Genomic DNA, 13241 nt, shown 5'->3' on the forward strand with positions numbered 1-13241 from the left:
AGCTAGAGCGCAGGCGGCTCTGCGTCGCGGGAGGGAGCCTCCGTGAGATAGGCGAGGAACCTGCGGCCCTTGGCGTTAGTGCGCGGCGAGATGGTCCCCTGAGCTTCCATGATCGTCGTCAGGGGGATACCCGTCGTGAGGCCAGCGCGCTCGATATCGGCCACCGCGCGGGCGGGCTCCGACATATGCACGGTGCCTAGGGCCGTGGTGAGCGGTGCCGTGATGGTGCTCGTGTCGTTGTTCGCGTGTTGCTCCAGCATGTCGTGCGCCTCGAGCCAGGCCCGGGGGTCGACGAAGTAGTGCAGGAGCCAGATGTGGAGGTCGTCGTACTCCTCGACGAGGCGCGCGAAGTGAGCGCGCTCGGTCGCTGAGAAGCGCGCCCAGCTTCCGGCGTTGGCGACGGCTGCGGCGAGGCGGCGGCGCTTGGCCTCGCTAGCGGTCTCGGCGGCGGTCCGCTGGGCGCGCGTGACCGCTGCGAGGAACTCGTCGGAGTCGACCACGTCCTTGAGCGTGAGGGTCGCGTCGAGGCGACCGACGACGGCGTCTAGTTCGCGCGCCAGGAGGCGGTTGAAATCGTGCTGGCGTTGAGCCTGACGGGTGTCGAGCGCGTGCGCGAGGGCCTCAGCGGCCATGCCGCCCACGACGGGGACGGCAGCGAGCGCAAGCTTGCTCGCGAAGGCCAGGGCGTCCTCGGCGGGCTCCTGCGACGGTACGGCAGCGGAGATGTCTGTCATGCGCCGGAGTCTATGGGTGGGGTCGGACGTTCCAACGGCCTCGCCGTCAGCGGCGCCGGGACAGGTGCTCGATGACCTCGGGGCGTGCGGCGATCACCTTGGGGGGCTGCTCCGAGATGATGCGCGCGACGAGAAGCTCTCCCGCGTCGAGGGCCTTGGCGAGGCCGCGTGCCATCCCCTTGTTGTAGTACCCGACCTTGGCGCCGCGGACGTGGACAGCGACGGCGTTCGGGTCGTAGTCGTTGTCAGGCTCGCGCACGAGCTCGGCTTCGCCGAGGATCGCTTGGCCGTCGTAGCGTCCGGCGCCGCGGATTTTCGCGCCCCAGATGCCGAGGCGGCGCAGGTAGCGGTTGTCGACGTTGATGAATAGGCCGGTGCTGTTCTCGCGTAGCCAGAGGGCGCCGTTGTGCCTGGCGAGGCGGAGGGGCGGCATGCCGTCGGGCCCAGGCACGAGGAGCTCGGCGTGGCGGTCCTGCGGAAGGTAGGCCGATTCGGTTTGGGGACGCGGCGGGCTTGCCACGCGCCGCACGGTGACGGCGGGCGTTGGTTGCGCGTTCGAGGCGGGGGTGGTGGAGCCGCGGCGCGGGGTGAGGCCGAGAACGTCGCGGATCGCGTCGAGGATGCCCATGGCGGACAGCGTAGGGCCCCGAGGGCCGGGAGGACGCAGAAAAGCCCCCGCCGTCCCACGAGGGGCAGCGGGGGCTAATTGGTGCGAGCCGGGCCAGGCGGTCGGGGATCAGACGATCCGTGCGGCCGCGTCTTGGCGGGCGTAGGGGCTGAGGTGCAGCGTTACGGCGGCGTCGACGCTCTCGGCGGCGGCCTCGAGGCTGGCGGTGGCAGTCTCGAACGTTGCGAGGGCGGTGAGCGCATTGGCGCGGACTCGCAGGCGAGCGCCAGATGCGGCGGTCTCGCCGGTCGGGTCGGCGATGCCGATTGGCGTCTCGACCCGGGCGCCGATGGGCTTGTCGTACTGCACCTCGCGGGCCAGGCGAAGCGCGTCGACGAGGCGGAGCGTCGCGGCAGCGTGTTCCATGGCGGCGCGCTTGAGCTCGTGGTCGTGGGCGAACTCAGGCACGGGCGGCCTCCGTGGCGGGGGTCTGGCGGCCGATGCCGAGGACTACGCGGTAGTCGCCGTTCTCGCCACGCTCGACGTGGGTGGCCGGGATGACGACGGGCTCGCCCGGGGCGACTGTGATGGTGCGGATGAGGGGCATGTGGTCCTAGCGGAGGGAGGCGGGCGGGGTCGCCGGCGTTTAAACGGGAGAGGGCTCCGCGCGTCATGCGCCCGAGGACGGGGATGACGGGCGGAGCCACGGCGCGACGTGCGCCAGGGTGCGCCGTCGAGGGGCCCAATGCCTCGCGCGCACGCTCGCGGTCGGTCGAAAGAGCCCCAAAAGGCCCGACGCGAGAAGCGGGGGGACGGGGCCGCCCGGGTGAGGAGCGGCCCCGTGGAGTGGGCCGTTAAGCCCCGCGGGCCTTCTTGAGGGCCGCGTCGAGCTCGTCGGCGTAGGCGCCGAACTCGTCTTCGGTCTTGCCCTGGATCATGTCGAGGACCGGGGCGAGGTGAGGGAGGCGGAGCTCGGTACGCGCGCGCCAGAGCTCGCGGCGCGTGGCCTCGAGCTCGGATGCGAGCGCCATGCGCGCGGCCTCGGCAGTACGGAGTGCGGCGTTGAGGTCGGGTGCGGCGGTCGTCATGGTCGTCGTCTCAGAAGCGACGAGAGTGGGCGACTGCCGTGGCGACCGCTTCAGAGGATGAGTGCTCCGTCTGGCGCCGCGCGGCCTCACGGCCCCGGAGGACGTGCATGGCGGCTCGCTCGGAGAAGCCATGTCGCTTGACGAGGGCGTCGAACTCGGCGCGCTGCTCGTCGGTCTCGAGGGCCTCGCGCAGGGGGCGCGGGGAGTAATCCGGGAGGGCGTCGGCGATGAGCTCGTCGTCGGTGGTCATCGGGTCACCTCCTGCGGGAGGTAGTGGGCGAGGACGGCGCGGTAGCGCTGCGCCTTGGCCGATGCAGGGATGCTCTCGTCTTCGCGGATCGCCTGGCACTTGCGGAGGAGCTCGAGCTTGGTTGACGTGAGCGCTACCGCCTCGCCGAGTGTGGCGTTCACGATTCGCCAGGCGTCTTCGTCTTCGTCGGTGGGTCCGGCGTCGATGTAGGCGCTGATGTCTCGCGTGGCGTGGGCGAGTCCGAACCATCCGCCCGGCTTGGCGATTACTCGCCCCATGGCGGAGGCGAAGGCGTCGCGCTCGGTCAGAGCGGCGACGAGGGCGTCGAGGTGGCTGCGTGCGGCGCGGGAAGCCGCGGCGAAAAGAGGCTCCACCTTCGCGAGGAACTCCTCGGAGTCAAGCGCGCCGGGCTCGTCATCGGTGCCGTAGATGAACTCGAAGCGGGCGCGGGTCGCGCGGTCGTAGGCGCGCTCCGCGGCCTCTGCTTCGGGGACGGCGGCGCGTGCGGCGTCGTCGGCCTTGTCCCAGTCGGTGCGCTTGACCATGGCGCGCGGGCCATCGGCCGTGGAGAGCTCGCGGAGGGCGGATGCGGTCGAGGCGGCCTTCGCGCGGGCCTTGAGGAGAGCCTCGTGGGCGGTCTTGACGGCGTTGTCGAGCTCGCGAGCTCGCGGCGAGAGGGCGTCGAGGAGCCAGTCGGGGATCGGCTGGGCGTAGTCGGTCGGGGTGGGCCGGAGAGGGCGGAAGGCCATGGGCTTCTCTTTCGTGTTGGGTGGAACCGGCGCGAAGGGGCGCGCCGGGGCGGCCGGTGAGCGGCCAGGAGCGGGCCGTAGAGCCCGCGTGGAGCGGCGGGTGGGCCCGACGGTGGTGAGGGCTGAGGACGGCCCGCTACGCGGCGCGTAGGCGGCGCTCGCGGAAGGCGTCGAGGTCGGCGACCTGCGCCGGAGAGAAGCGCTCGCGGTGGGCCTCCAAGGCGCCGCGAATGTCGCCGCGGTCGAGCCGATCGCGCTGCTGCTCGAGGAGCTCGAGCTCGGCGCGGGCGTCGCGGACCGACGCGGCGAGCTCGCGGTATGCGGCGGCCTCGTCGCGGATGGCGTCGGTGGTCATGGGGTCCTCCTCGGTCTGCTGATCTTCTTCGGTGGTCTCGGTAGCGGGCTCGTAGATGAAGCCGCGCGTGCGCTTGCGATTGCCGGTCTCCTCGTCGGTGACGGTGATGACGCGCTCGCGGAGGCCGAGCTCGGCGGCGAGCTCGAGCGCCAGGGAGACGGCGCGGCGCTCGCCGATGACGGGCGGGACGATGTCGGCGGGCGCGTTCGCTCGGACGCTCGGGCGGGCGAGGTAGTCGGCCCAGGAGAGCGAGGGGCGCCGGGGGCGCTTCGGTCGCGTGGCGCGGTCGAGGCCGGTCTGCATGCGCTTGCGCTCGTCCCAGGCGGCGGCCTCGAGCTCCCAGTCGCGGAGGGCCACGGTGTGTGCGGCCTCGGCTGCGGCGCGCTCCTCGAGGAAGTGCGCACGGCAGCGGCGGGCAGCCTCGCTCTCGTCGATGAGGATGTCGGCGAGCTCCTCGCGGGTGATCGTGTCGCCAGGCTCGAGCTCAGAGGCGAGGACGCCGTCGAGGACGTGGCGGGCGAAGGCGAGCTCGCGCTCCTTGCGGTGGGCGCGGAAGGTGGCCTTTCGCTCGGCGGGTGTCTTCGCCGGGGAGCGGTCGGCGGCTCGAGCGGCGGCTCGCTCGGCCTGGGCCCGCTCGCGCTCGCCGCGGCGGACCTCGGGGCGGAGCTCGGCGAGCGTGTCCGCAACGATGGCGGTGATGTAGGCCTCGCGGTCGAAGCTGGGTTCGCCCTCGCGGGGAGAGAAGACGAGGTTGAGAGCGGCCCAGAGGCCTCGGTAGAGGTCGTTGAGCTTGGTGCCGTCATTGGCCGCACGACGCTCCGGAAGGCCTGTCAGTACCTCGACGATGGCGTCCGGCGTGGCCTCGGATGCGGTCGAGGTAAGCGCCGGGCCGGTGAGGTGGCGGGCGACGTTGCGGGACGTTGGGACGAGGTAGCGGAGGGCGTCGCCGCCCGGCCGGGCGAAGCGGTGGGCGGTGCGGGCGTCGTCCCACCTTGAGATGTGGTGGCGGGAGTATCGGGCGTAGGCCCGGGCGATGTCGGGGGTCATGGGTCTCTCGGGATGGGGACGCTGGCGGGCGTCGTGATCGGGCCGTTCTCGGTGGCAGAAAGCGGCGAGCCCGCGCCGGAGAGCTAGTCCGGTGCGGGCTCGCGCGGTCGAGTTGATCCGCCAGAATCCGAGAGTCGACCATGAGGAAGCGCCGCGCGGGGCGGCGGCTGTGTGACGAAGAGGAGACCGCCTGGAGGCGGCTCGTTACCCAGAACTCGTTACGAGGCCAGGAGAGCGGCCGTCTTTCGTGCGACCGCCTCAAGGGCGACGACGTCGCCGGACGCGAGTGCCTCGTCGGCCTGTGCGGCGAGCCGAGCGCGCTGCGTGATGAGGGCGTCGCGGTGCCAGTACGTGCGGTGAGTCGGCGAGCAGAAGCGGCCGGGCTGGGCGAGCTTGGCCTCGGCGCCACAGTGGTCGCAGGTGATGCGGTAGGCGGCGGCCAAGGGCGTCTCCTAATCGGGTGCTGGTGGCGTCATGTGACGCCAGAAGTGCTGGAAAAGGCCCCCGACGACGTCGTCGGGGGTGTGGGGCATGTCTCTCCCCGAGGAGGAGACCGCCTGGGTGCCCACGGGCGAGCTTGAGGCGGTGCATGCGAGGGACGCCGCGGCGTGTCGTGTGCCCAACAAGGGCGTTAGCGCGAGTTTTTCGCGGTCGCCGGGGACGCCGGGCTGGGCGCGGGCGGGCTCGCCAGGCGCCGGAATGATGCGGAAGTCTGCGCGCGCGTGTGGTGTGTAAACGGGCGGGTCTACGTGAAAACCGGGAGGCATACGTAGCCGATGGCAGACGCTATGCCCCTTCGGGAAGGGAGCACCCGGGGGCGGGGGAGTCCTCCCCCAGGGGGCGAGGAGGCGGCGCTCCGGTGGAGGTGCGAGATGTCACACGTAATGGGGAACGTGAGCGTTCTCTCCGCATCTCTATTTCTTGTATGAGGAGAGAGAGCGCTCAAGAGAGGAATAGATAGAGCGAGGAAGAGTGCGACGTTCCCCATTAGGTGTGACACCAAGGGGGCGCCGCCCGCTCCTCCGGCGCTGCACTTCGTGGCGCAGACGGCCAGCGGCTCGCCCCCGGCGCGGCCCCGGCGAGCGTCGGTGGTGCCGGACGCCTCTTCGCCCTCTCTCGCCCGGGGCTGGGCGACGTGTGGATATTGGTGAGACGCGCCGTTGGCGCTGTGGAGAACGTGTGGACATCTGTGTGGATAACCGTGCGCACAGCAAAGTCACAGCCCGACCAATGCGGGACATCGAACTGAGGTCGGGGGGTCGATCCGGCGAGGACCTTGATCGCCACCGATCCCAGTCAGGAGTAGAGGAGGACCCGTCGAGGGGTCCCGGCGCCGGTGACCGCAGAGTAGCAACGACTTCGGCGCCGACGCACGCCGGTTGTGGATAACCACACGCGTGTAATTCGCGCCCTATGTCTTGTCCGGCTGCGTTCGTAGACTGGATGCAAGCGACCCCCGGAACAGCTGGGGGTAGCCCAGCGGCCGGGGGCCGGAGAGTCACACTTCCTAGGGCATGACCTCTCCATCGTAGCCCGGCGCCGGGGCGGGTCAAGGCGGCCCGCCCCGGTCGGGGACGCCTCGCCGCGCTCGAGATGGAGGTCTCGATGAGCACGATGATTGACCGTTTCAAGCCGGGGCAGACCGTTCCGGAGCCGGGAATCTACGGCCTGTACTTCCTCGGTGAGTACATGGCGGATGCCCGCGTCTTGAGTGCCGGGGAGCGTTTCCCGGCTGCAGCGGAAGGCGTGGCCTACCGGCTCCACGAGGCGCTGTAGCGGCTCGCCTGAGAAAGCCCCGTCCTCACGTCGAGGGCGGGGCTTTTCGCCGCTATCGGGTCGTGGTGGTCGACTACTTCGCCCAGGTCGAGTTCTACGTGGTCGCATGTGGACCGCCGTGTCTGCTTTTCTCGCGCGAGCGGCCTCAAGAGCTTGAGACGGGGAAGCTCGCGCGTCGGGGTAAGGCGCGTGCCACGTCAGCGGACGGGCACCTCGCGCATGGCGTTGAGGCGGTCGAGTTGCTCGATGCTGCCGAGGAATGAAACCTCTCCCGAAACGCGGTCGACGAGGAGCGGCCCGGGGCCGACGGTGACGACGTTCTCGGAAAAGCCGTGTGCGACCGCCACGCCTCGCGCGTCTGCCCACGCGCCGAGGATCATTTCGCCGGGCTTGTGCACGGCGAGCGCGGCCTCGGCGATGGCGAGAGCCTCCGGGATGGAGAGGCGCTTGGCGGCGGTCATGCGGTCACCTTCTCACGTTCGGGCAGACGGAGGCCGAGCTCCCGGAGGTCAACTGTCTTGGCGTCGACGCCGGAGCCTGCCCAGATGACGCGCATGCGGTCGAGGGCGTTAAAACGCGCTCCCGGGCCAGTCGAGGCGGTCACGACGACCGCGTCGATGGCGAGGCGGAGGAGCGCCCGCGCCTCGAGGACCGGCGCCGCCTCGATAGCGGGGAGCGAGAGCTCCGGGTCGAGGAGCGCGCCGAGGTTGGCCTGAGGCTCCGGGAGCGCCGCGAGGTCGGCACGGATGCGGCGTGCCTGAACGGCCAGCGCCTCCGTGATGCGGGAGTGCCGCTCGTCGGTCAGCGTGCCGCGGACGTAGCGGTCGTGATCGGCCGAGTCGATGCGAGCCTCGACGGTGGCGAGGTCGGCCTCGAGTGTCTTGCGCTCGCGGATGGGGGCGGGGTCATTGCGGAGGAGCCACCTGTCGGCCACGGCTTGGAGGATCGGGTCGTCGGGCTCGAGCGACGCGAGCCCGTGCGCCCAGGAGCGGCGCACGGCGTCTTCTAAGACGCGATGGGAGACCGTCAGGGGAGCCGGGCAGGGCTCGCCTGTGAAGTCGCGCCTACGGCAGCGGTACGAGCCGCCGAACGAGACGCAGACTCGGCGGCACGCAGCACAGACGACGAGGCCGCCGCCGAGGAGGGTCTCCGGCTGCTTGACTGCGCGCATGCCGCGGCCGTACTGGCGGAGGCGCCCGTCGAGCACTGCCAGGAGCGCCATGCGCTCGCCCTCGGTGACGATTGGCGGCTCGCCCTCGGCCATGAGCGAGACGTGCTCGCCCGTGTCCGGGTGGCGCCACGGGTGGATGTCCGTGCCCTCGTAGCCCTCCTCGCGGTTCTCGCGGTAGTCGGCGACGAGACCGGAGAGGGTAGGCGAGCGGAGCGCCTTGGACATCGTCGAGGCGCGCCAGATGGCGCCGTGGCGGCGCGTCGGGATGGCGCGCGAGTTGAAGTCGCGGCAGACAGTGAGCATCGTTTCTCCGGCCATGAGGCGGTCGAAGGCTTCGCGGAGGAGCGGCGCCTCCGTCGGGTGCTGGCGGAGCTTCCGGTCGGCGTTCACCTCGTAGCCCCACGGCCGGGAGCCGCCGAGGTAGCGACCGTTGCGCCGGTCGTGGGCCTTCTTGGCCTGGATGCGCGTGGAGGCGTTGGCGCTCTCGGCGCGGGCCTGCTCGGAGACCATGACGATGAGCATCCGGGCGTTGGGGACCGTGGAGTCGAGGGAATCCTTGAGGAAGTAGAGACGCCCGCTCGCCTCGTCGACGTCGTCGAGGACGGCGCCGACCTGGCCCGCGCCGCGGCGGCTGAGGCGGTCGAGCTTCCAGACCGCGAGCGTTCGCACCTCACCCTCTCGGACGGCCGCGATGGCTGCGTCGAAGTCGGGGCGCTTAGTGCCCTTCTTGTAACCGGACTTACCGGCGTCGCGCCAGACCTTGCGCACGGTGAGGCCCTGGGATGCGGCCCATTCGCGGAGGTCGGCCTCCTGGCGCTCGAGGGCGTCTTTGCCCTCCTTGTCGATGGACAGGCGGAGGTACAGGTCGACGAGGAGCGCCGGGTCGACATCGGCGGCGGTCATGCGCGGGCCGTCTTGGCCTCGGCGACGCGCTCCCATAGCTGGCCCGGGGTGGGCCACATGCCGCCCGCGTCCGCGTCGGACATCTGGGCGATGTAGTCGGTGTCGTCGGTGTCGTCGGTGAGGCAGTGGGAGTCGGTGACGGGGGCGAGCATGAGGTGTCCTTTCGTATGTGACGAAGAGGAGACCGCCTCGACGGCGGCTCCTGCTCGACACATGGGCGAGACCTCCGAGGAGCTCTGGATCAACGCGCCGGATCGGGTGTTCGTCGCCCGCGGAGGCGTGTCACAACGCGTACCCGTGCAGTTGACCGACGCGACGGTGCGTGACCTGGTCGAACGTATGCTCCACTCCACCGGCCGCCGCGTCGACCTCTCGCAGCCCTTCGTCGATGCGTCGCTGCCCGACGGCTCGCGCCTTCACGTGGTGATTGGCGGCATCGCGCACCGGCATTGGGCGGTCAACATCCGCAAGTTCGTCGCTCGCTACCGCTCGCTTGACCGTCTGGTGGAGCTCGGATCCCTCGCTGGGGAGGCGGCCCAGATGCTGCGCGAGGCGATGCGTGAAGGACGCAGCGTTCTGGTGTCTGGCGCGACGCACGCGGGCAAGACGACGATGCTCGGCGCGCTGGTCGCCGCGAGCCCCGCTGCACATCGCATCGTCACGGTGGAGGAGACCTTCGAGCTCGGCGTCGAGGCGCCCGACCTCGTCGCAATGCAGGGACGTCAGCCCAGCTTGGAGGGCACCGGCGAGATCACCCTGCGCCGACTCGTCAAGGAGGCCCTGCGTATGCGCCCCGACCGACTGGTCGTCGGCGAGGTGCGCGACGCCGAGGCGCTCGACCTGCTGCTCGCGCTCAACACCGGCGTGCCTGGAGCGGCCACTATCCACGCGAACTCCGCGGCCGACGCACTGGGCCGCCTCGCGGCGCTGCCCCTGCTCGCCGGACGCAACATCGACCGCGGCTTTGTGCTCCACGCGGTCGCGACGAGCGTCGATCTGGTGGTGCACTGCGAACGCGATGCGTCGGGCTTTCGGCGCGTGGTCGAGATCGTCGCGCCCACGGGCCGCATCGCCGGTGAGCTCCCCGAGGTGCGCACCGTCTACCGGGCCGGGAGACGCACATGATCCTGGTGTGGGGGGTGATGCTCGGCGGAGGGATCCTGCTCGTGCTCTCTCCGTGGCTGTGGCCCCCGAGCGCCGAGAGTCGTCCGAGGAAGACGGGAACGGGTGCCTCGTCCCGCCTCCTCGCCGAGGCGGGGCTCTCGCACGTGCACCCGCGTCTGCTGATCGTGGCCGCCGCCGTGGCGGGGCTGGCGAGCGCCGCCATCGCGTGGCTCATCACCGGAGTCAGCACCCTCGGAATGCTCGCACTGATCGCAGGCGGAGCCGCCCCCGTGATCTGGCTGCGCTCTCGACGTTCGGCCCTCATCCGGGCTCGACGGGCGCTCTGGCCCGACGTCTGCGACCTGCTCATCGCCTCGGTGCGTGCCGGCATGTCGTTGCCGGACGCCGTGTCGAGTCTGTCGCGTTCCGCGCCCTCTGCCCTGAGACCGGCGTTCATCCGGTTCGAGCGAGACGTCAATGCATCCGGCCACTTCGACTCGAGCGCCGATCGCCTCAAGACGGCCCTCGCCGACCCGATGGGAGACCGCATCGTGGAGACGATGCGCATGGCCCGTCAGGTGGGCGGAACCGAGCTCGTGCCGGTGCTGCGCGCGCTGTCGGCGTCCGTGCGCGCCGATGCGGCGCTGCGTGCCGAGGTGGAGTCGCGTCAGTCGTGGACGAAGGGCGCCGCCGTCCTCGGAGTCGTCGCGCCCTGGGTGATCCTCGCGATGCTCGCGCTTCGGCCGGAAGGCGCGGAGGCGTACTCCAGCCCCGAGGGCATGGTTCTCATCGTCGTGGGTGCGGCGGTATCCGTCCTGGCGTACCGCGTCATGATCCGGATCGGTCGTCTGCCCGAGCCGCGGCGGTGGTTCGCGTGACCTGGGCCACCGACGGCGCACTCGCGGTCCTGCTCGGGGGTGCTCTCGGAGCGGGCATCTGCCTCCTGCTTGTGCTGGTGCCGCGGATCGGGGCGCCGTCCGTGTCCCGTCGCATCGCGCCATTCATCCGCGAGGTCACCGATCCCGCGGGCACGACCCCCTGGGAGGTGATCGGTCCTGCCGGAATCGGAGGCGAGGTACCCGACATCGCTGCGCGGGCGGCCGCCTGGGTGATCGGCCACATGGGTGCGCCCGAAGCCTTGGCGATACGCCTGGCGCAGGCGGGTGCCCACGTCGACCCCACGGCGTTCCGCGCGCGACAGCTCGTGTGGGGCGTCGCGGGCCTCGGCACCGGGGCGGCGGCCGTCGTGGCGCTCGCGCTCGCGGAGGCCTTCACCGGCCCCGCGCTGCTGCTCCCGGTGCTCGCGGGAGTCACGGCGGTGGTCCTCTCGGACGTCGTGCTCACCCGGCGTGCGAAGGCACGCATCGCCCGGATCGCGGACGAGCTGCCGACGGTCCTGGAGTTCCTGGGACTGTGCCTCGCTGCGGGCGAAGGCATCCTCGACAGCCTCCGCCGTGTGGGCTCGGTCGGCTCGGGGGAGCTCACGGCGGAGCTGCGTGCTGTCGTGTTCGACGTGGGCACGGGCGCAAGCCTTCCCGACGCACTCATGGCGATGTCGCAGCGCCTGCACATGCCGTCCCTGTCTCGCACCGTCGAGCATCTCGTCGCCGCGCTCGACCGCGGCGCCCCGCTCGCACAGACCCTCCAAGCGCAAGCGGATGACGCCCGTGAGGAGGCCAAGCGGACGCTGATCGAGACGGCCGGCCGCAAGGAGATCTACATGCTCCTTCCGCTCGTCTTCGGCCTTCTGCCGCTGTCGGTCATCTTCGCGGTCTTCCCCGGGGTGGTCATGCTCCGCCTCGGCATCGGCTGACACCCTCGCAATCCCTCAGAACCTCATCGAAAGAGAGAAGCCCATGTCCCGTATCGACCGCCTTGCCCTCCAGACCCGCCTCGCGTGGCACGACCTCGCCGACGATGAGCGGGGTGACGTCCCGGGGTGGGTGCTGATCACGTTGATGACCGCCGGACTCGTGGTCGGCATCTGGCTGCTCGCCGGCCCCGCCCTGGAGGGGCTGTTCACCCAGGCCATCGCCCGCGTCACGGGCGGCCTCGGCTGAGATGCGCCAGACGAGAGGCGACCTGTGGGATCCGGATGCGCGTGAGCGCGGCTCGGCACCGGCGGAGTTCGTGCTCGTCGGGGGTCTGCTCACCCTGCTCACACTCGCGGTGCTGCAGTTCGGCCTCGCGGTGTACATACGCAACGTGGTGCATGATGCGGCCGTAGAAGGCGCGCATCACGCGGCGCTGGTGGGCGCCACCCCGGCGGAGGGGATCGAGCGCACACGCGAGGTCATCGGCCACGCCGTCGGCGCCGCGTACGCCGAGCACGTGAGCGCGGCCTACACCCGGGTCGCAGGCGTGCCCGCCCTCACCATCACGGTCCGCACGACGCTTCCACTCGTCGGCCTGCTCGGCGCGCCCCGCGGAATGGCGGTGAGTGCCAGTGCCCCGGTCGAGACGCTTCCCTGACGCCGTGCGCCGTCGGCGCTCCGTGGTGGCGGGGGAGGACGGATCCGCGGCTCTCGAGTTCCTCACCGTCGGTGTGCTGATGCTCGTGCCCCTCGTCTACGTCGTTCTCGCCCTCGGCGAGATCCAGTCGCAGGCCCTGGGCGTCGAGTCCGCGGCGCGGTTCGCCGCGCGGACGATCGCCTCGGGTCAGGCCGATCCGGATCGTGTGCTCCAGCCGGTGACGGGGGAGTACGGGATCGACGACTTCGAGGCGCAGGTGTCGTGTCTGCCGACCCGCGACGTGTGCCCGGCTGCCGGATCCACCGTGCAGGTCACCGTGACGGCTCGCGTTGCACTGCCTCTAGTTCCGCCCGTGCTCGGCCTGGAACGCCTGGCCGTGCTGCCGGTCGAGGCGACGTCGCTGCAGAAGGTCTCGTCGTACTGGGAGTCCCGATGAGCGCTCGCTGGACGCTCGAGGACGAGGAGGGGAGCACCCTGCCGCTCGTGCTCGGCTACGCCCTCCTGGCCGTCGCGCTGATCCTCGTCTGCGTCGACGCGACCTCGCTCTACCTCGGCCAGAAGCGTCTCGACGGCCTCGCGGACGCGGCCGCGCTTGCCGCGGCCGACGGCTTCGAACTCCGCGTGGAGGGCGACGCACCGCGGGCCCGGCTCGACGAGACCGACGCGCGGGCGCAGGCGCTGGAGATCGTCGAAGCGGCGCGCTTCGACGAGACGCTCCGCGACCCCCGGCTGGTGTCCGTCGATGTCGGCGACGGCGTCTCTGCGACCGTGACGGTCGCGGGTGTCTGGCACCCGCCCCTGTTCTCGCCTTTCGTGCCCGCCGGTGTGCCTCTGCAGGGGCGAGCCACCAGCCGCAATGCGCTCGACTGATCGGGTTCAGGTGCTCGGCCGTCGCGGCACGTAGCGCGGCACCCAGCGCACGAACGCGAGCGCCCCGAGCAGACCGACGACGCCGATGGCGCCCGCTGCGATCGACAGCGACGCC

At 71.1% G+C, this 13241-nt stretch carries 19 protein-coding genes and 1 pseudogene; 8 read left to right on the forward strand and 12 right to left on the reverse strand.

The genetic code is table 11. The features are described 5' to 3' along the window. Positions 1–2: 2 nt before the first annotated feature. The 9 genes from J5V96_RS14920 to J5V96_RS14960 form a co-directional block, all read right to left on the reverse strand. Complete coding sequence (locus J5V96_RS14920; protein ID WP_208504788.1) at positions 3–734, reverse strand: hypothetical protein; 732 nt, start codon at positions 732–734, stop codon at positions 3–5. Positions 735–780: 46 nt separating this feature from the next. Next, positions 781–1362 (reverse strand): HIRAN domain-containing protein, encoded by a 582-nt coding sequence (locus J5V96_RS14925; protein ID WP_208504790.1) that lies wholly within the window; start codon positions 1360–1362, stop codon positions 781–783. A 108-nt stretch (positions 1363–1470) separates the two neighbouring features. After that, positions 1471–1809 (reverse strand): DUF7169 domain-containing protein, encoded by a 339-nt coding sequence (locus J5V96_RS14930; protein ID WP_208504792.1) that lies wholly within the window; start codon positions 1807–1809, stop codon positions 1471–1473. Further along, positions 1802–1948, reverse strand: coding sequence for a hypothetical protein (locus J5V96_RS14935; RefSeq protein WP_208504794.1), 147 nt, complete (start codon positions 1946–1948; stop codon positions 1802–1804). The genes J5V96_RS14930 and J5V96_RS14935 overlap by 8 nt, the downstream gene beginning before the upstream one ends. A 247-nt stretch (positions 1949–2195) precedes the next feature. Continuing rightward, positions 2196–2429 (reverse strand): hypothetical protein, encoded by a 234-nt coding sequence (locus J5V96_RS14940; protein WP_208504796.1) that lies wholly within the window; start codon positions 2427–2429, stop codon positions 2196–2198. A 10-nt stretch (positions 2430–2439) separates the two neighbouring features. Next, entirely contained in the window at positions 2440–2679 is a 240-nt protein-coding gene (locus tag J5V96_RS14945; RefSeq protein ID WP_208504797.1) for a hypothetical protein, read from the reverse strand. Then, on the reverse strand, positions 2676–3428 hold the full coding sequence (locus J5V96_RS14950) for a hypothetical protein (protein ID WP_208504799.1): 753 nt from the start codon (positions 3426–3428) through the stop codon (positions 2676–2678). The genes J5V96_RS14945 and J5V96_RS14950 overlap by 4 nt, the downstream gene beginning before the upstream one ends. A gap of 136 nt (positions 3429–3564) precedes the next feature. Next, positions 3565–4830, reverse strand: coding sequence for a hypothetical protein (locus J5V96_RS14955; protein ID WP_208504801.1), 1266 nt, complete (start codon positions 4828–4830; stop codon positions 3565–3567). A 218-nt stretch (positions 4831–5048) separates the two neighbouring features. Continuing rightward, positions 5049–5273, reverse strand: a complete 225-nt coding sequence (locus J5V96_RS14960) for a hypothetical protein (RefSeq protein WP_208504802.1) — start codon at positions 5271–5273, stop codon at positions 5049–5051. 1162 nt (positions 5274–6435) lie between these two features. On the opposite strand from J5V96_RS14960, the gene J5V96_RS14965 reads away from it, so the two are divergent. Beyond that, positions 6436–6606, forward strand: a complete 171-nt coding sequence (locus J5V96_RS14965; protein ID WP_208504804.1) for a hypothetical protein — start codon at positions 6436–6438, stop codon at positions 6604–6606. A 197-nt stretch (positions 6607–6803) separates the two neighbouring features. On the opposite strand, the gene J5V96_RS14970 is transcribed toward J5V96_RS14965, so the two are convergent. Genes J5V96_RS14970 through J5V96_RS14980 form a run of 3 tightly spaced genes read right to left on the reverse strand, consistent with a single transcriptional unit; the run spans position 6804 to position 8832 of the window. Continuing rightward, positions 6804–7067, reverse strand: coding sequence for a hypothetical protein (locus J5V96_RS14970; protein ID WP_208504806.1), 264 nt, complete (start codon positions 7065–7067; stop codon positions 6804–6806). Then, the gene (locus tag J5V96_RS14975) at positions 7064–8680 is read right to left on the reverse strand and encodes a recombinase family protein (protein ID WP_208504808.1); all 1617 of its coding nucleotides are present in this window, start codon (positions 8678–8680) and stop codon (positions 7064–7066) included. The genes J5V96_RS14970 and J5V96_RS14975 overlap by 4 nt, the downstream gene beginning before the upstream one ends. Further along, entirely contained in the window at positions 8677–8832 is a 156-nt protein-coding gene (locus J5V96_RS14980) for a hypothetical protein (RefSeq protein ID WP_208504810.1), read from the reverse strand. Before J5V96_RS14980 ends, J5V96_RS14975 begins: the two co-directional genes overlap by 4 nt. Positions 8833–8902: 70 nt before the next feature. On the opposite strand from J5V96_RS14980, the pseudogene J5V96_RS14985 reads away from it, so the two are divergent. From J5V96_RS14985 to J5V96_RS15015, 7 genes and pseudogenes are all read left to right on the forward strand, one after another. Beyond that, positions 8903–9805, forward strand: a pseudogene (locus J5V96_RS14985) (TadA family conjugal transfer-associated ATPase); the annotation flags it as partial. Then, on the forward strand, positions 9802–10662 hold the full coding sequence (locus J5V96_RS14990; protein ID WP_208504814.1) for a type II secretion system F family protein: 861 nt from the start codon (positions 9802–9804) through the stop codon (positions 10660–10662). The pseudogene J5V96_RS14985 and the gene J5V96_RS14990, both read left to right, overlap by 4 nt. Further along, positions 10659–11597 (forward strand): type II secretion system F family protein, encoded by a 939-nt coding sequence (locus J5V96_RS14995; protein WP_208504816.1) that lies wholly within the window; start codon positions 10659–10661, stop codon positions 11595–11597. The genes J5V96_RS14990 and J5V96_RS14995 overlap by 4 nt, the downstream gene beginning before the upstream one ends. A gap of 43 nt (positions 11598–11640) precedes the next feature. After that, the gene (locus J5V96_RS15000) at positions 11641–11844 is read left to right on the forward strand and encodes a hypothetical protein (RefSeq protein ID WP_208504818.1); all 204 of its coding nucleotides are present in this window, start codon (positions 11641–11643) and stop codon (positions 11842–11844) included. 1 nt (position 11845) lies between these two features. Further along, entirely contained in the window at positions 11846–12256 is a 411-nt protein-coding gene (locus J5V96_RS15005) for a TadE/TadG family type IV pilus assembly protein (RefSeq protein WP_208504820.1), read from the forward strand. Positions 12257–12260: 4 nt separating this feature from the next. After that, positions 12261–12692 carry a TadE family protein gene (locus tag J5V96_RS15010; RefSeq protein ID WP_208504822.1) on the forward strand — a complete coding sequence of 144 codons (432 nt, stop codon included), beginning with the start codon at positions 12261–12263 and terminating at the stop codon, positions 12690–12692. Continuing rightward, on the forward strand, positions 12689–13126 hold the full coding sequence (locus J5V96_RS15015) for a pilus assembly protein TadG-related protein (protein ID WP_208504824.1): 438 nt from the start codon (positions 12689–12691) through the stop codon (positions 13124–13126). Before J5V96_RS15010 ends, J5V96_RS15015 begins: the two co-directional genes overlap by 4 nt. Positions 13127–13241 lie beyond the last annotated feature (115 nt).

The organism is Microbacterium stercoris (assembly GCF_017592545.1).
Taxonomy (GTDB): Bacteria; Actinomycetota; Actinomycetes; order Actinomycetales; family Microbacteriaceae; genus Microbacterium; species Microbacterium stercoris.

Bases quoted from the DNA above. Each gene is read 5' to 3' on its own strand.
- J5V96_RS14980 (WP_208504810.1), bottom strand. From the start codon at position 8,832: ATGCTCGCCCCCGTCACCGACTCCCACTGCCTCACCGACGACACCGAC.
- J5V96_RS14955 (WP_208504801.1), bottom strand. From the start codon at position 4,830: ATGACCCCCGACATCGCCCGGGCCTACGCCCGATACTCCCGCCACCAC.
- J5V96_RS14935 (WP_208504794.1), bottom strand. From the start codon at position 1,948: ATGCCCCTCATCCGCACCATCACAGTCGCCCCGGGCGAGCCCGTCGTC.
- J5V96_RS14965 (WP_208504804.1), top strand. From the start codon at position 6,436: ATGAGCACGATGATTGACCGTTTCAAGCCGGGGCAGACCGTTCCGGAG.
- J5V96_RS15000 (WP_208504818.1), top strand. From the start codon at position 11,641: ATGTCCCGTATCGACCGCCTTGCCCTCCAGACCCGCCTCGCGTGGCAC.
- J5V96_RS14975 (WP_208504808.1), bottom strand. From the start codon at position 8,680: ATGACCGCCGCCGATGTCGACCCGGCGCTCCTCGTCGACCTGTACCTC.
- J5V96_RS14990 (WP_208504814.1), top strand. From the start codon at position 9,802: ATGATCCTGGTGTGGGGGGTGATGCTCGGCGGAGGGATCCTGCTCGTG.
- J5V96_RS14940 (WP_208504796.1), bottom strand. From the start codon at position 2,429: ATGACGACCGCCGCACCCGACCTCAACGCCGCACTCCGTACTGCCGAG.
- J5V96_RS15005 (WP_208504820.1), top strand. From the start codon at position 11,846: ATGCGCCAGACGAGAGGCGACCTGTGGGATCCGGATGCGCGTGAGCGC.
- J5V96_RS15015 (WP_208504824.1), top strand. From the start codon at position 12,689: ATGAGCGCTCGCTGGACGCTCGAGGACGAGGAGGGGAGCACCCTGCCG.
- J5V96_RS14920 (WP_208504788.1), bottom strand. From the start codon at position 734: ATGACAGACATCTCCGCTGCCGTACCGTCGCAGGAGCCCGCCGAGGAC.
- J5V96_RS14925 (WP_208504790.1), bottom strand. From the start codon at position 1,362: ATGGGCATCCTCGACGCGATCCGCGACGTTCTCGGCCTCACCCCGCGC.
- J5V96_RS14945 (WP_208504797.1), bottom strand. From the start codon at position 2,679: ATGACCACCGACGACGAGCTCATCGCCGACGCCCTCCCGGATTACTCC.
- J5V96_RS14970 (WP_208504806.1), bottom strand. From the start codon at position 7,067: ATGACCGCCGCCAAGCGCCTCTCCATCCCGGAGGCTCTCGCCATCGCC.
- J5V96_RS14950 (WP_208504799.1), bottom strand. From the start codon at position 3,428: ATGGCCTTCCGCCCTCTCCGGCCCACCCCGACCGACTACGCCCAGCCG.